This window comes from Paenibacillus sp. 22594 (assembly GCF_052044425.1).
Lineage (GTDB): Bacteria > Bacillota > Bacilli > Paenibacillales > Paenibacillaceae > Paenibacillus_AQ.
The window spans coordinates 377,676-400,980 of the sequence record NZ_JBQENA010000003.1; the positions used below are offsets into that span (position 1 = coordinate 377,676).

The window sequence follows — 23,305 nt, forward strand, 5'->3', positions numbered from 1 at the left end:
AATGCCAATAGGCCGGACGCTATTCTCCCAGCGGGATTAAGCGTCCGGCCTATTTAACTGTTTATATTACACAGCGTTACACAGCAGCGATAAAATGCTCCATATCCTCTTTTACAGTGGTAATACCGCTAATCCCGAAGGTGTCTACCAGCACCTGGGCCACGTTCGGGGAGAGGAAGGCCGGCAATGTCGGGCCGAGGTGAATATTCTTGACACCCAGATGCAGCAGAGCCAGTAGGACAATAACTGCCTTTTGCTCGTACCAGGCAATATTGTAGGCAATCGGCAGATCATTGATGTCATCCAGTCCGAATACCTCTTTCAACTTCAGCGCAATGACGACCAGAGAATAGGAGTCGTTGCATTGTCCGGCATCCAGCACGCGGGGAATCCCGCCGATTTCGCCAAGCGCCAGCTTATTGTATTTATACTTCGCGCAGCCGGCCGTCAGGATCACTGTATCTTCCGGCAGTTCGGCAGCGAAATCGGTATAGTAACTCCGGCTCTTCATCCGGCCGTCGCAGCCTGCCATCACGAAGAACTGCTTGATCGCGCCGCTTTGTACTGCTTCTACTACCTGATCGGCCACATTCATTACCGCAGCATGGGCGAAGCCGCCGACAATCTCTCCGGTCTCGATTTCAGTAGGTGCCTCGCAGTTCTTGGCCTGTTCGATGACCGCAGAGAAATCCTTCTCTCCGTTCTCATCAGCCGCAATATGCCGCACTCCGGGGAAGCCGGTATGGCCTGTGGTGTACAGACGGTTTATATAGCTCTCCTTAGGAGGTACAATACAGTTCGTAGTCATCAGAATCGGACCATTAAAGCTCGCAAATTCCTCCGTTTGCTTCCACCAGGCGTTACCGTAATTGCCTACGAAATGGCTGTACTTTTTGAAGGCAGGGTAATAGTGGGCCGGCAGCATCTCACTGTGTGTGTACACATCCACTCCGGTCCCTTCCGTCTGCTTCAGGAGCGCCTCCATATCCTTCAGGTCATGCCCGCTGATCAGAATCCCCGGACGGGTTCCCACGCCGATATTCACCTTGGTGATCTCCGGGTTGCCGTAAGTCGATGTATTCGCCCGGTCCAGCAGCGCCATCACATCCACGCCCAGCTTCCCGCATTCCAGAACAAGTGCCGTCAACTCATCACCGCTTAGTGTATCGTCCAGCACCGCCGCCAACCCTTTTTCCATAAAAGCCTGTGCACCGGGTTCGTAATATCCCAGCACCGCCGCATGCTCCATATAAGCCGCCATCCCTTTCAGCCCATAGGTCAGCAGCTCGCGCAGGGAACGGATATCCTCATGCTCTGTGGCAAGAACACCTACCTCTTGTGCTTTCAGCATCAGCTCTTCGTCCGTACCGGCAACCCAGAGGGCTGCGTCATGACCGGAAAGGGCAACCTCTGCCCCTGTCAGCTTCAGTCTGTCTCTCCACTGGTCACGAAACTTCACGCCTTCCCTGATGCTTGCGGTAAAATGCTCCGGGGTGAAATTCGCATTGGTGATGGTGGCGAACATGCTCCCGGTCATAAATTTCTCCGTACCGGGATCGGTGATCCCGAGTTCGCGGCCCCGCCGTGCAAAGATCGCAATGCCTTTTAGCGTATACAGCAGCAGATCTTGGAGATTAGCCACCTCGCTGGTTTTACCGCAGACTCCCTGGATCGTACAGCCTGATCCCTTTGCCGCCTCCTGACATTGAAAACAGAACATTTCGCTCATTCACGTTCACTCCTTATGGGTTATTGGAACCTTGCCAGGACCTCTTCATCCCGCCTTTACAGTTACCAGTAATTGTAGTAGACTTTCGTCGAACAATCGGTAACGGATGTTACCGGATACTTTAAATTCAGGAGGAAATCTATGAAACCGCACCCTGCCGTGCTGCAGGCCTGTCTGCTGTTTCGGGGACGGTCTGTGGAAGAGATTGAGGCGCTGCTGCAAAAGATGATCTACACCGTCAGCGAGTATCCGAAGAAAGCCGTAATCCTGGCTGAGGGTGATACGGCTGACCGTCTAGGCATCGTGCTCTCCGGACGGGTGGAAGTGCAGAAGAACCATCCCACCGGCAGCGGTGTCACCATCGCCCATCTGAATCAAGGCCAGACCATTGGCGAAGCCGTACTGTTCCGCAGGAACAACAGCGTTCCCGCCACGGCAACCGCAGCTGACCCCTGCACCATTATGTTCATCGGCAAGCAGGAGCTGCTGCGCATGTTCACGGCAGATACAGACATGCTGACCCGATTCATTGAGAACCTGTCCGAGCGTCTGGTGCTGGTCAACCGCAAGATTGAGATACTCTCGGCCGGGCCGCTTCGTCGCCGGATTGTAGATTTCCTGTTGGAGCAGGCCGAACTCCAGTCTTCCGATCAGATCCGACTTCCTTTCAGCAGAAAAGAATGGGCAGAGCATTTAAATACAGCAAGGCCTTCGCTTTCCCGTGAAATGGGGATTCTGCGCGATCAGGGCTGGATTCAGTTCAAGGGCAGGGAGATTGCCCTGCTGGACATGATTCAAATGAAGGATTACATTCACAGCGTAGAGGCTGCTCCCGGGGACAACCGCTGAAGCGGTTCAACTGAAATATAGAGGATATAAATAAGCTAAAGAACTTACGTATGGGCAAAAGTGCCGGAGGTTATATACGATGGAAGGTTCAGGATGCTGGAAACAGCACCACAAAAAAAGTAGAACAAGCCTAGGATGGAGAGGAACTGTTATGGAGCGAAAACAGGTGTTTACAGGCTCGCCTTGGGAGTCAACTGTAGGGTATTGCCGGGCCATCCGGGTTGGGAACCGGATTGAAGTGGCAGGAACAACAGCGATGAAGGACGGTGAAGTTGTCGGTAAAGGAGATCCCTATGGGCAGACCCGGTATATCCTGGAGATTATTGAGAAGGCGCTTGGCGAATTGGGCGCAGGTCTCGCAAATGTTGTAAGAACCAGAATGTTCGTTACGGATATCTCCAAATGGGAGGAATTCGGAAAAGCCCATGGGGAGTTTTTCAAGGATATCCAGCCTGTTGCGACAATGGTTGAGGTACAAGCACTGATCGCCCCCGATCTGCTGATTGAAATTGAAGTAGAAGCTATTGCACCCTGAAAAAAGGAAGAAACGGCTACCTCCCTCCGGTCGTTTCTGAGCAAACTAGCCATCGGCGCTTAACAACGGCGTTTCTGCCGTTGTTTCAGAACACACTAGCCTCCGGCGCCGAAACAACGGCGCTCCTGCCGTTGTTTCAGATCACACTAGCCTCCGGCGCTTCAACAACGGCCTCTCAAATTCTCCTCAGGTTCAGCCGGCAGTTCTGGCGGCAACCCAGGCGGCAACCTCTTTTTCCGGGATCGGTCTGCTGATAAAGTAGCCCTGAATCTTGTCACAGCTTGTACGCTCCAGGAAAGCCAGCTGGTCCTGTGTCTCTACGCCTTCGGCGGTTACGTTCAGTCCCATGTCATGTCCGATGGTGACAATGGAGCTGGCCAGTGACATGTTGTTCGGTGCATCAATACTGTCGATAAAAGACTTATCGATCTTCAATGTAGTAATCGGCAGCTGTTTCAGATAGCTGAGTGAGGAGTAACCTGTCCCAAAGTCGTCCAGCGCAATACCGATCCCCTTCTGCTTCAGAGATTCCAGCTTGGAGCTGATCGCCTCGAAGGATTCCATAAAGATCGACTCCGTAATCTCCAGCTCCAGATACTCCGGTGCAAGCCCAGTTTCGCTAAGTATAGTCAGCACCATTTCCGTGAAGTCATCCAGTATCAGCTGGACCACTGAAATATTGACCGAGATGTGATAACCTTCGTAACCCTGTGCATGCAGATCCTTCGTGAAGCGGCAGGCATTCCGGAGGACCCATTCGCCAATCGGAACAATCAGCCGGCAATCCTCGGCGATGGTGATGAATGACAGCGGAGACACAAAGCCAAGCACAGGATTGTTCCAGCGGATCAATGCCTCAAAGCCCCAAATGTCGCCTGAGCCGATATCCACCAGCGGCTGATAGTGCAGCGACAACTCATTGTTCGCAATCGCATTTCTTAAATGATGCTCCACAATCATCCGCTCATCAAAATGTCGCTGCATCTCCTCACCATACATGATATAAGTACCCTTGCCTTCCTCTTTTGCCTTGTACATCGCGATATCAGCATTCTTCAGCAGCTCCCCCGCACTGGTCCCATTCTCCGGATACCTGGCAATTCCGACACTGACCGAGATATGCACACTGCTGTTATCAAGCTCAAAAGGTTCACCGAAGCCCTGAACCAGCGACTCCGCACAGAAAATCACCTCAGAATATCCGTCAATATCCTTGATCAGAATGACAAACTCATCCCCGCCAAAACGGAAATGCAAACACCGCCCGTCTGATAACTCCAGCAGCCGTTCACCCGCCTTCACTAGCAGCTGATCGCCCAGGGTGTGGCCCATAGTGTCGTTGATGTATTTAAAGTTATCGATATCGAGAAAAAAGAGTGCGGCTTGCCCGCCCGGATGCTCTTCGATAAAATTCTCCAGCTCTTCAGACAGAGACAGACGGTTCGGCAGACCGCTCAGGACATCGTTATAGGCCAAATACCGGTATTTCTCTTCACTGGTCTGCAGCAGCCCCTGATTCTCCACAACCTTGTTGTACTGCTCCAGAAGCTCATCCTGCAACGCCGTGAGCTCTTCATAAGTGGACTCCAGCTCCTGATAGCTCATTTGCAGCTTGCTCTCATAGTCCTTGCGGTCCGTAACATCGATCATCGATCCCGCAAAACGGACATACCCTCCGGCAGCATTCCGCAGCACTTTGCCCCGGGCCTGAAACCATTTATACTCCCCTGACTTGCAGCGCATCCGGTATTCCGCATAATAATAGGAAGAACGTCCCTCCAGATGCTGTGACCGCGCCTTTTCCTGCTGCTCTGCATCCTCAGGGTGGACAATATCCCTCCATCCCCCATGGCTCTCATTAATCTCATCACGTTCATAGCCCAGCAGCTCATACCAACTGTCCGAGAAATAATAGATCATCGTGGACATATCCACGTCCCAGATCACCGCATCCGAACCATAGGCAGCGAGACTAAAGCGCTCATTGCTTTTCTCCAGGTTGCTTCTCATCCGCTTCGCCAGCTGCACGTAGAACAACAAGATAAAGATAAAGGTCACCAGCACGGCAAAAGCAGCGATAATGCTCAGAACCAGCGTCTTATAGGTTTCATAGAAGGAAAACGGTTTGTTGATAATCTCGCTGCCCTTCGGCAGTTTATTCACGGAAATGCCAAAATGCCGAAGCTCGTTGTAGTCGAAAACATTCCGTTTGGTGCCGTCTGTAACGATCGGCAGTTCATCGGCACGTTCCCCCTGAAGAATACGCAGCGCCAGGCTGGCCGAAGTCTGCCCCTGGATTTTGCCGCTGATCAGGCTTCCGCCAAAAGCCCCATAGTTCAAGCCGAAATCATATAGATGGTATACCGGTACGCTGCTGCTGCTTGCCAGCTCACTGGCGAATCTATCAAATTCGATAATTCTACCGGTGGAATCACTATAATATGTAGTCATTAGTACAATGCTGTCTGATGAAAGGGTAGAGACATTTTGTTTGATTTGTTCAATGGAGAAACGGTTCATAGGAATGATCTCGAGACCCCGATGGAGCGAGGTAATCTGATCCATAACCATTTGGCCCGTGGAGAGTCCGCTTTCAGAGTTGTCAAACACAACATATACCTTGCGGATCAGGGGATTAATATGCAGTGCCATTTGTATAGTTTGGGTAGAGTTGATCTGTTCGATCACACCGGTCAGATTGTGCTTGTCCCGGATGCTGGCCACACCCCGTTCATTGACACCACTGAATATAATCGGTGCATCGTGCAGGAGCTCCTGCCGGTATTTCAAGGCGAAGCTAAGCGCGGCGTCATCTGTTGTAATGATGGCATCGATAGGAGTATTTTCGTATTTGAACTTGAGTCTATTGTACAATTGCTGGAGATTTTCCTGGCTTGGGTAGCGTTTCCAGTCCATATACTCCGTATAGATCAAAGGCACATTGCCTGCACCTTTCAGAGTCTCTTCGATACCCGAGCTTTGATCATCCGTCCACTCGAAACCCTTCTGATAGGAATGAAGTACCAGCACATTCTTCGGAAGAGCCTCCTCGGCGCTGGCGGTGAATGACGGATACAGAAATGCCAACAGAATGACACACAGAATCAGAGGCACAAGCCAGCCCTGCAAACCTTTGAGATGAAATCTCCCTACGCCCATTAGTATACCCCCATGCATCTATCCCAAAGTCTTCCTCTATTCCAAAAGCAGATCCCCACATCCTTAGGAGCCGCACAACAAAACGAGGTGTTTCGACAATATACTAATTCGTTGACCAGCTTCAGCTTCCCTCTTTATGTATCTTTTCATTTAATTATACGGGGAACGTTTATTTTTTAAAACCCGGGCTTTCTAGACAGCTTAAGGCATACGGGATAGAATAAATTAGCAGTAACCCCTTAGACAGGAGACCTTATGTTATGCCTACCATAAAAGATGTGGCTCTCAAAGCGGGCGTATCGGCGACAACCGTGTCCCGGGTGCTGAACAGCAGAGGCTACTTAAGCGACACGCTGAAGAAAAAGGTCTATGCCGCGATGGAGGAACTAAACTACAGACCCAATGAGCTGGCCCGTTCGCTGAGCCGCTCCAGGTCCAATATTATCGGACTGATTATTCCCCATGTCTCACTGCCGTTCTTCGGTGAATTGACGAGCCGGATTGAGGAGCATGCCTACCGGAGCGGGTATAAACTGCTGCTCTGCAACTCCCAACAAGACAAAATCAAAGAGCTTGAGTATATCGATATGCTGCGCGCAAGCCGGGTCGACGGCATCATTATGGGCAGTCATACGCTTGAAGTGGAAGCCTACCGGCAAATGAATCTGCCCCTGGTCACCTTTGACCGGCAAATTTCACCGGATATCCCTTATGTCTGTTCAGACAACTATGCCGGAGGACAACTGGCTACCACATTATTAATAGAAAAGGGCTGCCGGAAGCTCGCCCATATTGGCGGCCATCCTCAGCTGAACCTCTTATCCCACCTCCGGTATGAGGCTTTTGCCGATACTGCCCGGGAGCATGGCGTATGGCAAACTTCACTGCATACGGACAATAACAGCTTCGATATGCAGGCTTATGAAAGGCTGCTGGAGCAGCTATTCCGGGAGCATCCCGGGATTGACGGTATCTTCGCCGGCAGTGACCTCATCGCTGCCTACGCGCTGAAGGCCTGCCGGGAGAGCGGCCGCAGCGTGCCTGAAGATGTGCGGATTATCGGCTATGACGGAATCGCACTGCGCAGCCTGTTCCATCCCGCTATCTCATCCATCCGCCAGCCGATGGATGAGATGGGCCGGCTGGCGGTAGAACTGATCGTGAAGCAGGTCGAAGGCGCCTCCGTTGCTGCCGAGAATATTTTGCCGGTAGAACTCGCGGTAGGGGCCACGACATAAAGCTTAGGCGAGAGCGAACCGCATGACGAAAGCGGTGGATCGCGAACAGCTAACGTAAGGCGGAGTGTAGTTGTACGAAATACAACCACCCCTTCTACAGCTAGCCATAATGCGAACCGGGATTATCCTATTTTTCCGGAATTTCAATATTTTAAATTCAGATTGAAAGGCAGTGAGGAGAAATGATTCAGACTACGATAATAGCACTGCAGTCACTCTTGAAGGAGGTACCCGCCGCGTTCGCCTCCTATTCTCCTGAAGAAGCCACCGCCCTGCGCCCAGGGGGCAAATGGTCTAAGCTGCAGCTGCTCGGACATTTGTGCGATTCGGCTACCAATAATCTCGCACGCTTCATTAAAGTACAATACGAACCGCAACCGCTGCGCCTAGCCTTGTATGATCAGGATGAATGGATGGCCGCCCAGCAGCACGGCAGTTCTGCTCCAGGGGAGGTATCTGCCCTATGGACCAGCCTCAATCAGGCCATTCTGCGGGTGATTACAAGACTTACCCCGGACCAGCTCCAGCTTGTTTTCCTGATGGAGAACGGCGGAACCGTCACCCTGCAATGGTTAATTGAGGATTATCTGGATCACATGAAGCATCACTTGGAGCAAATCTTCCCGGATCAACATCTGCTGTAACCGGCTGGCTCTAATACATATTCGGAACAGAGCCTCCATTCCGGAACGTAGTTCTAAATGCGAATACCCCGTCTCTCCTCCAACCATGGAGGGTAGACGGGGTATTTCCATTTAGAGCTGGATCAGCTCCATAAGCTTCTCTACACTCAGCCCCGAGGGCCCGGGTACCAGCAGATCAGCCGCGCCTAGCCGCGCTGCGCTACCGATACCCACTGCCTTCATGCCGGCAGCCTTGATCGCGGCAACGCCCGCTGCCGCATCCTCCACGCCGATGCAATGGCCCGGCGTGACCCCAAGCAGCTCCGCCGCCTGCAGGAAGATCTCCGGGTCGGGCTTGCCCTTCCGCAGACTAGCCGGGTCGGCGATCGCCTGGAACCAGCGGGCTGCGCCGAGACGCTCCAGAATCTGCGGAGCATTCAGGCTCGCCGAGGCCAGCCCTAAGAGGATTCCCCGCTCCCGCAGGGAATCTAACAGCTCCGGGATCCCCGGCAGCAGGTCCTCCGGGGTGATCCGCCCGATCATTTCCCTGTAATGATCGTTCTTCTGCTCCGCCAGCTGTTGCTTCTCGGCTTCCGTGAAGGCGAGGCCGCTGTCCTCCAGGATAATATCCAGCGACTCCATGCGGCTCACGCCTTTCAGCCGTTCATTCTTCTCCCGGCTGAAGGGCACACCCAGGCCATCGGCCAGCGCCTGCCAGGCCAGATAATGATATTCGGCTGTGTCGGTAATCACACCGTCCAGATCGAAGATCACCGCTTCCAGCCGTCTCGCAAGCGACACGGTCACCGGCTCCCGCGGAGACAGCTGCAGCGTCTGCTCCAGGTGCCGAATCGTGAGGCCTTCCCCCTCAAGCAGCGTATAAACTGCCGTCTCACGGTCTACATACACATCCAGCAGCTGACCCCTGGACGTGATTTTGAAGCGGTAGCTCTGCCACTGCTCCGGCAGCGCCGGATGGAAGCACAGCACGCCGTCATACTGGCGCATTCCGCCGAAGCCGTTCACGATCGACATCCACGAGCCTGCCATTGCCGCCATGTGCAGCCCGTCTTTAGCGTTGCGGTTGATATCATCCAGGTCCATCCGCACCGTGCGGTCAAAGTAGGCATAGGCTCCTGCCAAATCACCGATTTCAGCGGAGACGATGCTGTGAATGCACGGCGACAGGGAAGAATCATGGGTCGTCAGCGGCTCATAATACTGATAATTGCGGATTTTATCAGCCAGGCTGAACTGATCGCCAAGCAGGAACAATGCCATAACGAGATCGGCCTGCTTCAGCACCTGGTGGCGGTAGATTACAAGCGGGTGATAGTTCAGCAGCAGCGGATATTTATCCGCCGGGGTCCGCTCGAAATCCCATTTCCGCTTGCTAAGAAACGTATCATCCTGCGCATAGATGCCCAAGCCCCTATCAAAAGGGATATACATCTTCTCCGCAGCTTCCAGCCAGCCCTCTGCCTCCTGTATGGTCAGTCCTATACTTCGTTCCAGCCGTTCGTAATCTTCGGGGTAATCCCGGCGCAGCAGATCAGCCGTTTCAAAAGCGTACAGAAACTGATCCCGCACCATCAGGTTCGTATAGGCGTTATTGTTCACAATGGCTGTATATTCATCGGGACCGGTTACGGCATCAATACAGAAGGCTCCGCCGCGTGCCGGATTGTAATGGCCCAGATCCGCCCAGAAGCGCGACGTTTCAAACAGAACCTCCGCACCCTTGGCGGCGAGAAACTCTACATCGCCTGTCGCCTGCACATACTGCTTGATGCCATACGCGATATCCGCATTAATATGCGCCTGGGCCGTGCCTGCCGGGAAATAAGCCGAGTTCTCCGCGCCGTCAATCGTCCGCCAGGGATAGAGCGCCCCTATCTGCGACATCACTGCCGCCCGCTCCCGCGCTTTACCTAGTGTGGCATAGCGGAACTCCAATAGTGCACGGCTCACTTCGGGCTGTGTGTACGTGAAGAACGGCAGCATGTACATTTCGGTATCCCAGAAATAATGGCCCTCATAGCCTTCACCGGTGAGGCCTTTGGCTCCGATATTCGTTACACCGTCACGGCCTACAGACTGCAGCAGCTGAAAGGCATTGAAGCGGATCCCCTGCTGCAGCGCCGGGTCACCGGTAATCTCTACATCCGTGTGACTCCAAAAGACATCCAGGTAGGCCTGCTGTTCAGCAGCAAGCCCGTCAAAGCCGCAATCCGCTGCCATCTCCAGTACGGCCATGCTCCGGCTATGCAGCTCCTCCTCATCATAATCCTTGGAGGTATGATACGAAATATACTTGCTGAGCGAAACGCTCTGTCCGCTAAGCACTTCAGCGGTATAACATTCCGAGATCCGCGGCCCGGTCAGTTGGCGGCTTAACTTATGGCCAGACTCCGCCTGCAGCCTATGGCTCATTGTTGTCAGCAGTGCGAACTGCGTATGCCGGGTCCGCTGCTTCATCCACAGCATTCCTGCAGTCTCATCATAGCCCGTGCCTTCCAGCAGCAGGCTCGGTTCACTGCTACCCGATCCAAGCCGGGGATCTCCGCTTGCCTCCTGCCGGACGATATTCCCGTCCATAGCGGAGCTGAACGTCAGCGTACCGTCGAAATTAAGCGCCGTTACGCTATAGTGGGTGGCGGCAAGATGCTTATGCTTCAGGGACACCATCCGCCGGATCTGCAGCAGGACACGGTGGCCTGACGGCGATTCCCACTCCACTTCACGGTGGAGGATGCCGCTTCGCATATCCAGCCTGCGCCCGTAGCGGTGTACCGTACCACTGTTCAGATGGAAGGCATGGCCTTCAATACTCAGCTCGATGATCCGGGCATCGGTTACATTCAGCATGGCCTGGTTGTGCTCAGGATACCCGTACGCCCCCTCTGGATACACAATCGGCTCAGAATCAAAGAATCCGTTCAGGTAGTTACCGGCCACCGAGGTTCCCGCCAGGCCATGATAGCCTTCCTCGAAATTGCCGCGCATGCCGATATATCCGTTGCCCAGCGCAAACACGCTCTCGCTCCTCTGGTTGTGCTCATCCTCGTAGGCATCCTCGCCAAGGCTCCAATCCCGGTAGGGATACAGTGCCGCCGGATGCTCATAGGGCTTCATCTTCATCTTCATCTTGAACATCTCCTCCTGATCGCGAGACTCTTATGAACCCTCCAGCCCTTCGGTCATCCTTTCACTGAACCGCCCATCAGGCCGCGGACGAAGTACTTTTGCAGCAGGAAAAAGATTCCCAGCGGCATCAGCATCGAAATAAACGCCGCCGAGGTCAGCAGATGCCAGTCGTTGCCGCGCGAGCCGACCAGATCGGCGATCTTCATCGACATGACCTGTACCGAAGGCTGGTTACCGATAAAGATCAGTGAGACCAGATAATCATTCCATACCCACAGGAATTGGAAGATACCGATGGAAGCCAGGGCAGGAACGGACAGCGGCAGAATCAGTCTGCTGAAGATAGTGAAATGGCTCGCGCCATCAATAAAGGCCGACTCAAACAAATCCTTAGGCAGCTGGCTGATGAAGTTATACATGAAATAGGTGACCAGCGGCAGACCGAAGGCGGTATGCGCCAGCCAGATCCCCAGATAGCTTCCGTTCAGACCCAGTGCGGTATAATCCTTAAGCACAGGAATCAGTGCGACCTGAATCGGAATCACGAGCATGGCGATAATGATCACGAACAGTGTTTTGCGGCCCGGGAACCGCAGCCAGGCGAAGGCATACGCGGCAAAAGAGGCGATCAGCACCGGAATAACCGTAGCCGGAACCGCAATCGTCAGCGTGTTCCAGAAGGCCTGCGACAACCCCGTTCCTTTTTGCACCGTTTCACTGCCGTCAGCCTCCGTGAGTTTGTACTCTTTGCCGGACAGCACATTATTGTAATTATCCAGTGTGAAATCAGGTTTGGTCTCCCAGCCCTGCTCCTGCATATTGACCGTGCGCGCTCTGCGGTTTTCCCACATCAGACGGCTATCGTCCACTTCCACGCCTGCCTTCAACTGGTCGTCTGTGTAGGTTTTGCCGTTCACCTCAATCGGCTGGCGCAGATCCACATCCTTGGACAGCTGCAGCGTTTCGCCTGCCTTCCACTCCTGATGGGGGAACACTTTCCACCAGCCGGTCTGCAGAATATCCGCTGCCGGACGGAACGAGGAGATAAAGAGGCCCAGCGTGGGAAGCAGCCAGATGAAGCAAATGACACCCAGCACCAGATTGACGATGGTTTTACCGCCTTTTCTTTTCTTTTTGCCGACCATTTAGAATCCCCCCTGCTTGCGGAACTGACGAAGATTAATAATAATGACCGGCAAGACCGCGATCAGGAGAACAATAGCCAGCGTCGAGCCGTACCCGAAATTACGGTACATAAAGAACTGCCGGTAGAACTGTGTCGCTACCACTTCCGTATCGTATTGACCTCCTGTCATCACCATGACGACGTCAAAAATTTTCAATGTAAAGACGATAATGGTGGTGGTAACGGTCAGGATCGTCGCCGAAATGAACGGGATCATTATGCCAAAGAAAATCTTCACCTCACCCGCCCCATCTACACGCGCAGCCTCCAGAATATCGTCAGGGACTCCTTTGATCGCAGCAGAGAAAATCACCATCGCAAACCCGGTCTGCATCCAGATCAAAATGACAATGAGAAAAAAGTTATTCCAGGGCTGCAGCATACTCGTCCAGGCTTGCGGCTCGCCGCCAAAATAGGTCACGACCGCATTCAGCAGTCCGATTTGCTCATCACCCGGCTGATAGTAATAGACGAATTTCCAGATTACGCCTGCGGCTACAAAAGATATAGCCATCGGCATGAAGATGATTGACTTGGCGATTTTCTCGTAGCTGCTGCGGTCGGCAAGGATGGCGATGAGCAGCCCGAAGCAGACACAAGCCAGCGTCCCCACGAACACCCAGAGCAGATTATTACGCAGTGCAGTCGCCATGAGATGGTCGCTGAATATCGCAGCGTAGTTGCTGAATCCGACAAATTTCTCCGAGGAAGCATTAAAGAAGCTCAGGTATAATGTACGCAGTGCAGGCAACACCAGCAGCCAGCCCAGAATGATTACTGCCGGCCCGATAAAAATATACGGCAGCACCTTCCTGCGGATATAGTCCGGGTACTGCTCCACCGCCCAAGTCAGCGTATAGTAAATCAGATACACCCCCAGCACGCCCCACAGTACAGCAAGAACCGCCGTGAGCAGAGGATTCAGCGTGGAATCCCGGAAAAACATGAAAATCAGACCATTGATAACGATGTTGGAGAGTAGTACAACAAGGGACAGGAGCACTGCCCTGAGGCTGATTTTCTGCTTCGCCCCGGCACCCGCAACACTGGATTCCGGCTTTATTTGTGCATCCATATTAGCTCCTCCTATAAGTTTTGCTGGAGCAAAACTTTCCTCGCAAGCATAGGCTCTGGTTTTGCCGAGCAAAACTTTCTTCGTAAGCCTTGTACATGGTCGATCTGTTCGGTCAAAATACCTTAACAGAGAAAAAGCGGGACAGGCCATACTCGCTGCACACTGCCCCGCTTTTAGATGATTATATGACTTAATAAGTTCCGCTTAGTTTTTCCAGCCTGACTGGATCTGTTCCAGAGCCTTATCCAGTGTTGCCGTTCCGCTCACATAGTCGGTCATGCCTTTCCAGAACGTGCCCGCACCCACTTTACCCGGCATCAGGTCAGAACCGTCGAAACGGAGCGTGGAAGCATCCTGCACCAGCTTCGCCATGCGGCGGTCGGATTCAGAGGTGTACCAATCCAGAGAAGCATCATTCATTGGAGCGATTACACCGCCGGACTGCACCCAGCTCTTGATGGATTCACCGGTGGTGAAGAATTCCATTACTGCACGGACTTCCGGACGGTCATTGAACATGGCATAGATATCGCCTGCTACCAGCACCGGCTTGCCGTACTGCGGATCAATCGGCGGCAGGTAGAACCAGTCGTAATCCTGATCCACCTTAGCGGTTTCCGGGAAGAAACTTGTGATAAAGTTGCCCATCAGGTTGAACCAGGCCTTTGGAGGGTTCTCAAACATCGGTTTTGGCGCATCCCCGAAAGCTGTTGTTACGATCGATTTGGTTCCGCCATAGACATAATCCTTGTTGAGCCAGATCTTGGACATGACTTCAACGGCGTTCTTCACTTCCGGGGAAGTGAACGGCAGCTCGCCTTTCACCCATTTGTCATAGTTCTCCGGCGTGGTTGTCCGCAGCATGATGTTCTCTACCCAGTCCGTTGCCGCCCAGCCTGTAGCTGCACCACTTTCGATACCGATGGTCCAGGCCGGATCGCCGTCCTTGGCGATTTGCTCGGTCAGTGCCATCATCTCATCCCAGGTTTCAGGAACTTTATATCCGGCATCTTCGAATTGTTTTTTTGGATACCACACCAGGCTCTTCACATTGCTGCGGTTCCAGATCCCGGCCATAATCTTGCCGTCTTTGCCATCCATAGTGGACATATCGAGCCAGCTTTTATTGTAGTTGGCCTTCAGTTTCTCCTGGTCCAACACTCCTGTCAGGTCAACCACCTTGCCGGTTTTGGCAATGGAAGCCAGCAGGCCAGGCTGCGGGAAGTCAGCGATATCCGGCGCATTTCCGCCGTCGACGCGGATATTGATCGTCGCTTCGAATTCCTTGGAGCCTTCATATTGAATGTCGATGCCGGTCTTGTCTTCAAATTCCTTGATGCTTTTCTCGAACTTCACCTGGTCAGCATCTACGAAGGGTCCGAACATCGTGACTTTGGTTCCTTTATAATCACCTTTCATAGCCAAATCCAGCGGTGAGCCCGCAGCAGCGGCCTCTGTAGGATCAGGTGATGCCTGATTGTTAGATGCAGCCGGTGCCTCTGTAGCCGCTGGCGGATCGGTCTTAGCCGCATTATTCGTGTTATTATTCCCGCCGCAACCGCTAAGCAGCATGGTGAAGGATAAGCATAGCACCATGGCGAGTGACAGTTTTCGTCCCGTAGCCTTTTTCATTTCGTCATACATCCCCTTTAATTATGGTTTGTGAGACTGCATTTCTTGTGCTTACGTTCGGTTGTTGCTCGCTTGCCTGCGGGATCACCTCCTTGCAAGAAGTAGTGGAGCATAAGGCTATCTTGGTTTGTATGCGTTTCCAATACTATATTTAAAATAGTTAGCCTTCATTCCACTTTTATGAAAAGCTTTTCAAAATGAGCAGGACTCATCGTTCCCGTGAGGATTCCCTCACAATCAGCTTATGCTCCATTTTTTCTGTGGTTACTTCCACTTTTCCGGTGGTCAGCAGCTCATGCAGCTTCTCGGCGGCTCTATAGCCCAGTTGATAAATCGGCTGTGCAATCGTGGTCAGCTTCGGAATGAACATCCCAGACATCCGCAGATTATCGAACCCGATAACGGATACCTGACCCGGCACGAGAATATTGCGGTCTTTCAAATACGAGATTGCCCCCATCGCGAACTCATCAGCGACACAGAATAAGCCCGTCACTTCCGGATAATCCACAAACAACTCATGCGCAGCTTGATAGGCATGCTCAAAACGGTGATTGGCATATCTGACTTTCTCCACATTGTATTCAAGTCCGGCTTCCGTCAATGCCCTTACAAACCCGTCATACCTTGGTGGACCCGATACAGAATTCACATGATCGAACCCGATCATGCCAATTTCGGTGTGACCCAGCTCAATCAGAAATCGGACCGCGTCGTAGGCTGCCTTTTCATCATCAATCTCCACCGTAGGCACATCGAATTCTTCGGAGTGGGATGAGACCAGCACAAAGGGAATTCTGCAGCCGGTCAGCTTCTCATAACATTCCGGGTACAGGACATCACTGGCATACACAATTCCATCTACCTGCTTCTCATGAAAAGTGTCAATGTAGCTCAGCATCCGGTCCTTATCACGGTCGGTATTGCAGATCATCAGACTGTAACCCAGCTTAATGCAGGCATCCTGCATTCCCCGGATCACTCCGGCAAAATAAAGGTTCTCAATATCAGGGATAAGCAAGCCCAGCATATTAGACTTCTTGTAAATCAATCCCCGGGCGAAGGCATTGGGCTGATACTTCAGCTTCTCTATGGCTTCAATTACACGGCTGCGTTTACTCTCAACTACGGTATTCGGTGCATTCATCACGCGGGATACGGTACTGATCGACACCTCCGCCATTTTGGCAACATCTCTGATGGTTGGCTTCATTAGCGTAACTTCCTTTTTTAAAATATAAGAATATATTTGTTTCACAATAAATTATCCTTATATTTCTCTCTGAAACGGATACCGTCCTACAAAGAATGACGATGCCGTTTGTACTTGGAAAAGCTTTTCAAAGCGATTATAGCAGGGGTTTCCATAATTGACAACAGATTTTTTTTAAGCGCTTTCATTGTTGCCATTTAGGCAATAAAGAATTCATTTAGTCTCATGACCGCTCTTGGAAAAAAGGGGGTCTCAGCAAACTTCCGGACACCTGCTTACTTAAAGTGTGTAAATAATTTATTTTCATGTTATAATTGCCGGGTAGATCATTTCCATGCTGCAAATACTGGTTATTAATAGAAGCATCCATTTGGGAGGGATATTCGTGAAAAAACTGCAGGACATTCCGTTTTCCGTGCTGGATCTGGCTCCAATTGTGGAGGGTGGAACGGCGGCGGATTCTTTTCATAACACGCTAGATCTGGCCCGCCATGCCGAAGACTGGGGATATCACCGCTATTGGCTCGCTGAGCATCATAACATGCCTGGTATTGCCAGCTCTGCTACCTCACTTGTCATCGGTCATGTTGCCGCAGGCACCAAGAGCATTCGGGTAGGGTCGGGAGGCATTATGCTCAGTAACCATGCGCCGCTCATGATTGCCGAGCAATTCGGGACACTTGAATCTCTGTATCCCGGACGGATCGACCTGGGACTGGGCAGAGCTCCCGGTTCAGATCAGGCTGCTGCCCGGGCCATGCGCCGCAGCCTTGGCAGTGACGGCAGTGAATTCCCCGAGCAGCTGAGTGAGCTCAGAGCCTACTTTAATCCGGACGGAGCCGGCTCACGGCCGCTTGGTGTCCGTGCAGTTCCAGGTGAAGGCCTGAATGTGCCTATCTGGCTGCTAGGCTCCAGCGGCTTCAGTGCCCAGCTCGCAGGCCAGCTTGGTCTGCCATTTGCTTTTGCCAGCCACTTCGCACCCGATTATCTGCTGCCGGCCCTTCATCTGTACCGCACCAGCTTCAAGCCGTCAGAGACGCTGGATAAGCCGCATGTCATGGTGGGGCTTGGAATTACGGCGGCCGCAACCACAGAACAGGCTCGTTGGCTTGCGACTTCGCAGCAGCAGCAATTTCTCAATATTATCCGCGGCCGGACCGGCAAGCTCCAGCCTCCTGTAGACAGCATGGAGGGACTGTGGTCTCCTCAGGAAAAAGCCATGCTGCTCAGCAAGCAACTCTACTCCATCGCAGGAGATCAAACCTCGATCAAGGAAAGACTGCTGCAAATCGCAGAAGAAACCCAGGCCGATGAATTCATCGTGGCCTCGCAGATTTATGACCACTCTGCACGCTTGCATTCCTATGAGCTTGTCGCCGAACTGGCGAAGGAAAGCTAAGCTATCTAACGCCGGGTTAAGATAATCATATTCAGATCAAAAAGAGAAGGCAACGTATTGTTGCTTTCTCTTTTTTGACGTATTGGAAACAACACACCCGCTGATGGAGTCGAACGAACTATTGCAAACGTTCTTTATAAAATACACACTTATTCTTTAATCCTGAGAAATAAACAGAAATCGGAAGCTATTCTTAAATATCCATCTATTTTTTCTGCTTTTTGATCCTATAAGACGAATATACACACTAATTCCCATTTTTACTTATCTGAGATTTTGATTATACTGATATTATTCGTTATAACGAACATACATATCCCCTTACAACCTTGATACCTCCTTATCGCTTTATATATGTAGTGGTTCTTCAAAAAACCACTCTTTTCGACAAGGTGTGCGCAAATAGCTGGGAATAAAGCGGAGTTTATGCCGAATGTCTGCGGGTAGCAAGGCAGAGCTTCCAGAAAGAAAGGAGCGGGCAAGTGAAGAAAAAATACCACAAGGCAATTATTGGCGTCTATATTCTGATCGTTCTGGCTGGGGTTGTCTGGCATGCCGGGGGCGCAAGTGCAGAGGACACGATAAAGCTTACGGTGAATTCGCACACAACCAGTTTGGCGAAGATGAACAATATGCAGCCGGGTGATGTCACCTCCTCAGACTATACCGTGATTAATGAAGGGAATGAGCCCTTCAATTACTATGTAGACTTCAAATTTATGTCCGGGGACCAGGAATTGTACAATATCCTGCAAATGACCCTGCAAAAAGAGGGAGTAATCCTCTATTCGGGGGTGATGAGCGAGGCGGAGGGGCGGGTGGCAGTAGGAACACTGTCCGGGGGAGCCCAGGAGGCTATCCAAATGGATGTAACTTTTCCGTATGAGGCTGGTAATGAATATCAGGCGAAAACAACCCGTGTAGCCTTTATATTCTCCGCTTCCGGTGAGCCGAATCCTTCGGCTTCGCCTAGTGCTACACCTTCGGCTTCTGCTACTCCGAATCCGTCGGCTGCGCCTAGCGCCACACCTTCGGCTTCTACTACTCCGAATCCGTCGGCTTCGCCTAGCGCCACGCCTTCAGCTTCTGCTACTCCGAATCCGTCGGCTGAACCTAGCGCTATACCTTCGGCTTCTGCTACTCCGAATCCGTCGGCTACTCCTAGCGCTACACCTTCGGCTTCTGCTACTCCGAATCCGACAGACGGCCCGACCGCAGCGCCAACCGCCAGCTCGGTGCCGGGAACAATCGTTACACCTGCTGCTTCACCTGCAGCAACAGCTTCACCGGGTTTAAACGAAGCTACGGTCACCGACCCGCCGGTTCCACTGGGCGGCAATAACAGCAGCGGCGGAAGTCCACCTTCGGCTTCACCGGGAACCGGCAATGAAGCAACATCATCACCGGATCCTGGAGTGACACTAGGGGATGATGAGCTTCCGCTAGGGGGACCAGACGGCGGCGAGAAGCTGCCGGACACTGCAGAACCCTGGTATAACCTGATTCTAATCAGCTTGGCGGTAGCAGTTGTGAGTATAATCGTCTTGCGCAGACTGAGCTCGAAGAAGTAACCCATTTCACTATAAGTTGGAGGCGAGAGTATGAAGAAGCATTCCGGGCTGGTCATTGCCGTGAAGCTGATCTTCGTACTCTCTTTGTGTATCATGCTCTATTCAGCCTTCCAAATCTTCCGGGCACCCGCCGAAGCACGCCAGGCACTGCAGGAATGGGAGAAAAAGAGGGAGGAAGCTCCCATTATATCCCAGTCTAATGACGAAACACCCCTGCCTGACGGCATGATCAGTCCATCGGAAACAAAAAGTACTTCAAAGCCTGTCTACAAGGAAGGAGACATTATCGGAGAGATTTATCTGCCCAAACTGAATAAACGGATTGCCATCCTGGAAGGCACGCAGCGGCCGCAGCTTAAAAAGGGTGCAGGGCATGATATAGGGAGCGCCCCGCCCGGTACATTGGGCAACAGTGTGGTGGCCGGCCACCGTGATACGGTGTTCCGGGGGCTTGGCACTTTGAAGAAGGGTGATCTAATTGAGGTTGAAACTGTCGGCGGAAAATTCATTTACAGCATTACCGGCAGTACGATTGTAGACGGTGACGCAAGAGGTGTAATCAAGCAGCAGCACAGCGAAGCAGTGCTTACTCTGATTACCTGCTATCCGTTTACCTATATCGGCCCGGCACCAGACCGCTATCTGCTCTCAGCCTCTCTGCTCCGCAAAGAGCCGGTTTCCCAATCTGGAGACAAGGGATGAGACATTGTATGGAAAGTGATACTATAGATATACGATGAGATAGAGGAGATGACCTGTTAATGAAAGAAAAGCTGATAGAACGGTTTATTTCGTATGCCCAAATGGATACTCAATCGAATGATGACAATGAAGCCTGTCCTTCCACACCGGGGCAGATGGACCTGGCCCACAAGCTGGTAGCAGAGCTTCAGGAGCTGGGTCTTGTGGAGGTTACAGTGGACGAGCATGCCTATGTCATGGCTACACTGCCTGCCAACACACAAAAGCAAGTTCCGACGATCGGTTTCCTGGCACATCTGGATACTGCGACTGATTTCACCGGAGCGGATGTGAAGCCGCAGATTATCGAGAACTACGATGGCAAGGATATTGTCCTGAATGAAGCACTGGGTGTCGTGCTCTCTACACAGAGCTTTCCGGAGCTGCCTGAATACAAAGGACACACGCTGATCACAACCGATGGCACCACTCTGTTGGGGGCAGACAATAAAGCGGGAATCGCTGAGATTATGACTGCCATGGCCTACCTGCTGGAGCATCCGGAAATTAAGCATGGGAAGATCAGAGTCGCTTTTACCCCCGATGAGGAAATTGGACGCGGGCCGCATAAATTCGATGTTGCGCGCTTCGGGGCTTCCCATGCCTATACGGTGGACGGAGGACCGCTCGGGGAATTGGAATACGAAAGCTTCAACGCTGCCGGTGTCAAAATCAGCTGCCACGGTGTAAACGTGCATCCCGGAACTGCCAAAGGCAAGATGATTCATTCATCCAAAATCGCCATGGCATTCCACCTCAGACTACCGTCCGGTGAAGCGCCTGAATTCACTGAGGGCTATGAAGGCTTCTACCATTTGATCTCTATGTCGGGTACAGCGGAGCACAGCAAGCTGCAGTATATCATCCGTGACTTTAACCGTGAGTCCTTCGAGAACCGCAAGGCGCATATCGCAGCGATTGTTGAGGAATTCCAGTCTACCTATGGAGCAGAGAATGTAGTTCTGGAAATGAAGGATCAATACTATAATATGCGCGAAAAAATCGAGCCTGTAAGGCATATCGTCGATATCGCCCAGGAAGCCATGGAGAACCTCGGTATTACCCCAGTGATCCGCCCGATCCGCGGTGGCACCGATGGTTCGCAGCTGTCGTATATGGGGCTGCCGACACCGAATATTTTCACGGGCGGCGAGAATTTCCATGGAAAATTCGAGTATGCCTCCGTGGATGTAATGCTAAAGGCCGTGCAGGTCATTGTCGAGATCGCCAAGCTGACTGAGCAGAAAGCCTAACGGCTTAGGTGCAGCGGGTACACACCCCCTTATATGCAACAATATCCCCGGCAGGAGCATTAGCTCCTAGCCGGGGATATTTGTTTTGGCTCTGCCTGCGGTTCTGCAGCCGGAGAAGCAGAGGCTGGCAATTCAGGCAGCCCGGGATGCTCCCTGAAGAGTTCCTGGCGGTAAGTTTCACCCCAGCTTTTGATATTCAGAAGGGCTGTCTCCAAGCCTCGGCCACAGTCCGTCAAGGAGTATTCCACCTTCCGGGGAGCCTGCGGATACACCTTTCGATGAACAAGCCCTGCACGCTCCATGTCTCTGAGCTGAAGAGTCAGCATCCGCTGGGTGATGTCCGGGCAGAGCCTGCGGATTTCGTTGAATCGCTTAGTTCCGCTGATTAGATGATAGAGAAGAATCCCCTTCCACTTCCCGCTGATCAGTTCAAGCGTGCTCTGAAGGGATTCCGGGTATTCATTTGAAGTAGATGCTCCGCTGCTCCGCTGTACATTCATTAGGTGTGATCCCCTTTGCCCAAATTATGTATATCGCCAATAAATATGATTGTATCACACATCCCTTGGAATCTACGCAAATAACCTCTCACTGCCCTGATGAAGCAGCAGCGAGAGGTTATGAACAGCATATTTCATTAAGCTGGCGGTCTTCTTAAGACTTCACTGGAATCCAGCCTGGAGTATGGGTCAGAGCACCCCACAGCGGATCGGGGATGACAAGTGTGCTCTGTGCAGCAGTGTCCAGCTCTGTACGGATCTCATCGGCACGGCCTTCAGCAACCTTCTGCACCCAGTCCGGTTCAATCAGCAGCGGACGGCCCAGCGCCACCAGACGGATTCCGCTGGTCAGGCCCTTCAGCGCATCATTTGCGCTGTAGAGCGAACCGACGCCAATCACCGGCAGTCCGCTGCCCGCGCGGTCAACGATCTGTTCAATCCGCGGGCGGCTATCTTCGGTTCCGCGCCGCGGCAGCGACCAGAGTTCCTGCAGCGAGGCATGGAGATAATCCAGCCCTTCTTCCTTCAGCGCATCGATCAGTACGAAGGATTCGGCCATTGTAATTCCAGGTGTTTCCGGTTCCTCAGGAGAAAAGCGGTAGCCGACAAGAAACGGCGATGATGCATGTTCGTTCACTGCACTTTTTACTGCGCGCAGAACGGCCAGCGGGAAGGCCAGGCGTTTCTGTACATCTCCGCCCCAGCGGTCTTCACGCGTGTTGGAATGCGGAGAGAAGAACTGCTGTAGCAGATAACCATTTGCTCCGTGAATCTCCACGCCGTCGAATCCGGCTTCGATCGCCCGGCGGGTAGCCGCACCAAAATCGGCGATGATCCCTTCAATTTCTTCATCGGTCAGCGCACGGGGAACAGGTCCATGTCCGCCGCCCGGAAGCTCTGACGGCACATTGCTTGCGCTGACGGGCTGTCCGTCAGGCAGCTGCGCCGGCGGGCATTGGCGTCCGCCGTGGAAAATCTGCAGAACCGCCTTCGCGCCCTCACCCTTGATAGCTTCAGCGAGCTGGCGCAGGCTGGGAATCAGCTCATCACGGTCAGCGCCGAATTCACCTGCGAATCCCTTGCCTCCACGCGATACGTATACACAGGCGGTAATCACCATTCCTGCTCCTTTGGAGCGGCGGATGTAATAATCAAGCTCCGGTCCGGATACCGTCCCATCCTCATTCGAGGAGAAGTTGGTCATAGGCGCCATTACTACGCGGTTTTTCAACGAAATCCCGCTTGCGAACTGGAATGATTCAAGCAACGGACTGTAATCTGTTTTTAACATTTTCTGTAATCCCTCCAATATCGTTTATATACCAAATACCGAATATCTAATATCTTTTAGTAAGCTTCATACTTAGTGTAATCTAGTTGGGCACAAAAAGAAAGCAGGCACATTTATGTAACGTACTTTCCTTGCAGATACTATCGATATGAGCATAGAAATTT

Annotated in this window: 17 protein-coding genes; 8 read left to right on the plus strand and 9 right to left on the minus strand. The window is 52.3% G+C overall.

What is annotated here, in order from left to right:
* Positions 1 to 76: 76 nt before the first annotated feature.
* Positions 77 to 1,729 (minus strand): hydroxylamine reductase, encoded by a 1,653-nt coding sequence (gene hcp / locus ACTJKB_RS12380; protein WP_440834312.1) that lies wholly within the window; start codon positions 1,727 to 1,729, stop codon positions 77 to 79.
* A 141-nt stretch (positions 1,730 to 1,870) separates the two neighbouring features.
* Between hcp and ACTJKB_RS12385 the strand changes: the two genes are divergently transcribed.
* Entirely contained in the window at positions 1,871 to 2,578 is a 708-nt protein-coding gene (locus ACTJKB_RS12385; RefSeq protein WP_440834314.1) for a Crp/Fnr family transcriptional regulator, read from the plus strand.
* A gap of 151 nt (positions 2,579 to 2,729) precedes the next feature.
* Positions 2,730 to 3,113: a RidA family protein gene (locus tag ACTJKB_RS12390; protein WP_440834316.1), complete on the plus strand. Its 384-nt coding sequence runs from the start codon at positions 2,730 to 2,732 to the stop codon at positions 3,111 to 3,113.
* A gap of 192 nt (positions 3,114 to 3,305) precedes the next feature.
* Here ACTJKB_RS12390 and ACTJKB_RS12395 read toward each other — a convergent pair whose 3' ends face one another.
* The gene (locus tag ACTJKB_RS12395; RefSeq protein ID WP_440834317.1) at positions 3,306 to 6,272 is read right to left on the minus strand and encodes an ABC transporter substrate binding protein; all 2,967 of its coding nucleotides are present in this window, start codon (positions 6,270 to 6,272) and stop codon (positions 3,306 to 3,308) included.
* A 260-nt stretch (positions 6,273 to 6,532) separates the two neighbouring features.
* Between ACTJKB_RS12395 and ACTJKB_RS12400 the strand changes: the two genes are divergently transcribed.
* Together ACTJKB_RS12400 and ACTJKB_RS12405 are read left to right on the plus strand one after the other, a co-directional pair.
* Complete coding sequence (locus tag ACTJKB_RS12400) at positions 6,533 to 7,510, plus strand: LacI family DNA-binding transcriptional regulator (RefSeq protein ID WP_440834319.1); 978 nt, start codon at positions 6,533 to 6,535, stop codon at positions 7,508 to 7,510.
* Between the two features lie 182 nt (positions 7,511 to 7,692).
* Positions 7,693 to 8,154, plus strand: a complete 462-nt coding sequence (locus ACTJKB_RS12405) for a DinB family protein (protein ID WP_440834320.1) — start codon at positions 7,693 to 7,695, stop codon at positions 8,152 to 8,154.
* A gap of 111 nt (positions 8,155 to 8,265) precedes the next feature.
* Here ACTJKB_RS12405 and pgmB read toward each other — a convergent pair whose 3' ends face one another.
* The 5 genes from pgmB to ACTJKB_RS12430 all read right to left on the minus strand — a co-directional run bounded on the left by pgmB (position 8,266) and on the right by ACTJKB_RS12430 (position 16,386).
* On the minus strand, positions 8,266 to 11,280 hold the full coding sequence (pgmB, locus tag ACTJKB_RS12410) for a beta-phosphoglucomutase (protein WP_440834322.1): 3,015 nt from the start codon (positions 11,278 to 11,280) through the stop codon (positions 8,266 to 8,268).
* Positions 11,281 to 11,333: 53 nt separating this feature from the next.
* Entirely contained in the window at positions 11,334 to 12,425 is a 1,092-nt protein-coding gene (locus ACTJKB_RS12415; RefSeq protein WP_440834323.1) for a carbohydrate ABC transporter permease, read from the minus strand.
* A complete protein-coding gene (locus tag ACTJKB_RS12420) occupies positions 12,426 to 13,541 on the minus strand; it encodes a carbohydrate ABC transporter permease (RefSeq protein WP_440834324.1) in 1,116 nt (371 codons plus the stop codon).
* 204 nt (positions 13,542 to 13,745) lie between these two features.
* Entirely contained in the window at positions 13,746 to 15,173 is a 1,428-nt protein-coding gene (locus ACTJKB_RS12425; protein ID WP_440834326.1) for an ABC transporter substrate-binding protein, read from the minus strand.
* 208 nt (positions 15,174 to 15,381) lie between these two features.
* On the minus strand, positions 15,382 to 16,386 hold the full coding sequence (locus ACTJKB_RS12430; RefSeq protein WP_440834328.1) for a LacI family DNA-binding transcriptional regulator: 1,005 nt from the start codon (positions 16,384 to 16,386) through the stop codon (positions 15,382 to 15,384).
* 334 nt (positions 16,387 to 16,720) lie between these two features.
* Here ACTJKB_RS12430 and ACTJKB_RS12435 point away from each other — a divergent pair, with 334 nt between their 5' ends.
* From ACTJKB_RS12435 to pepT, 4 genes are all read left to right on the plus strand, one after another.
* Positions 16,721 to 17,785, plus strand: coding sequence for an LLM class flavin-dependent oxidoreductase (locus ACTJKB_RS12435; RefSeq protein WP_440834329.1), 1,065 nt, complete (start codon positions 16,721 to 16,723; stop codon positions 17,783 to 17,785).
* Positions 17,786 to 18,267: 482 nt separating this feature from the next.
* Positions 18,268 to 19,356 (plus strand): hypothetical protein, encoded by a 1,089-nt coding sequence (locus tag ACTJKB_RS12440; RefSeq protein ID WP_440834330.1) that lies wholly within the window; start codon positions 18,268 to 18,270, stop codon positions 19,354 to 19,356.
* Positions 19,357 to 19,386: 30 nt separating this feature from the next.
* Complete coding sequence (locus ACTJKB_RS12445) at positions 19,387 to 20,058, plus strand: sortase (protein ID WP_440834331.1); 672 nt, start codon at positions 19,387 to 19,389, stop codon at positions 20,056 to 20,058.
* 59 nt (positions 20,059 to 20,117) lie between these two features.
* Positions 20,118 to 21,350 carry a peptidase T gene (gene pepT / locus ACTJKB_RS12450; protein WP_440834332.1) on the plus strand — a complete coding sequence of 411 codons (1,233 nt, stop codon included), beginning with the start codon at positions 20,118 to 20,120 and terminating at the stop codon, positions 21,348 to 21,350.
* A gap of 59 nt (positions 21,351 to 21,409) precedes the next feature.
* On the opposite strand, the gene ACTJKB_RS12455 is transcribed toward pepT, so the two are convergent.
* Positions 21,410 to 21,850, minus strand: a complete 441-nt coding sequence (locus ACTJKB_RS12455) for a winged helix-turn-helix transcriptional regulator (protein ID WP_074088432.1) — start codon at positions 21,848 to 21,850, stop codon at positions 21,410 to 21,412.
* 154 nt (positions 21,851 to 22,004) lie between these two features.
* On the minus strand, positions 22,005 to 23,141 hold the full coding sequence (locus ACTJKB_RS12460) for an NADH-dependent flavin oxidoreductase (RefSeq protein ID WP_440834333.1): 1,137 nt from the start codon (positions 23,139 to 23,141) through the stop codon (positions 22,005 to 22,007).
* Positions 23,142 to 23,305: the final 164 nt, after the last annotated feature.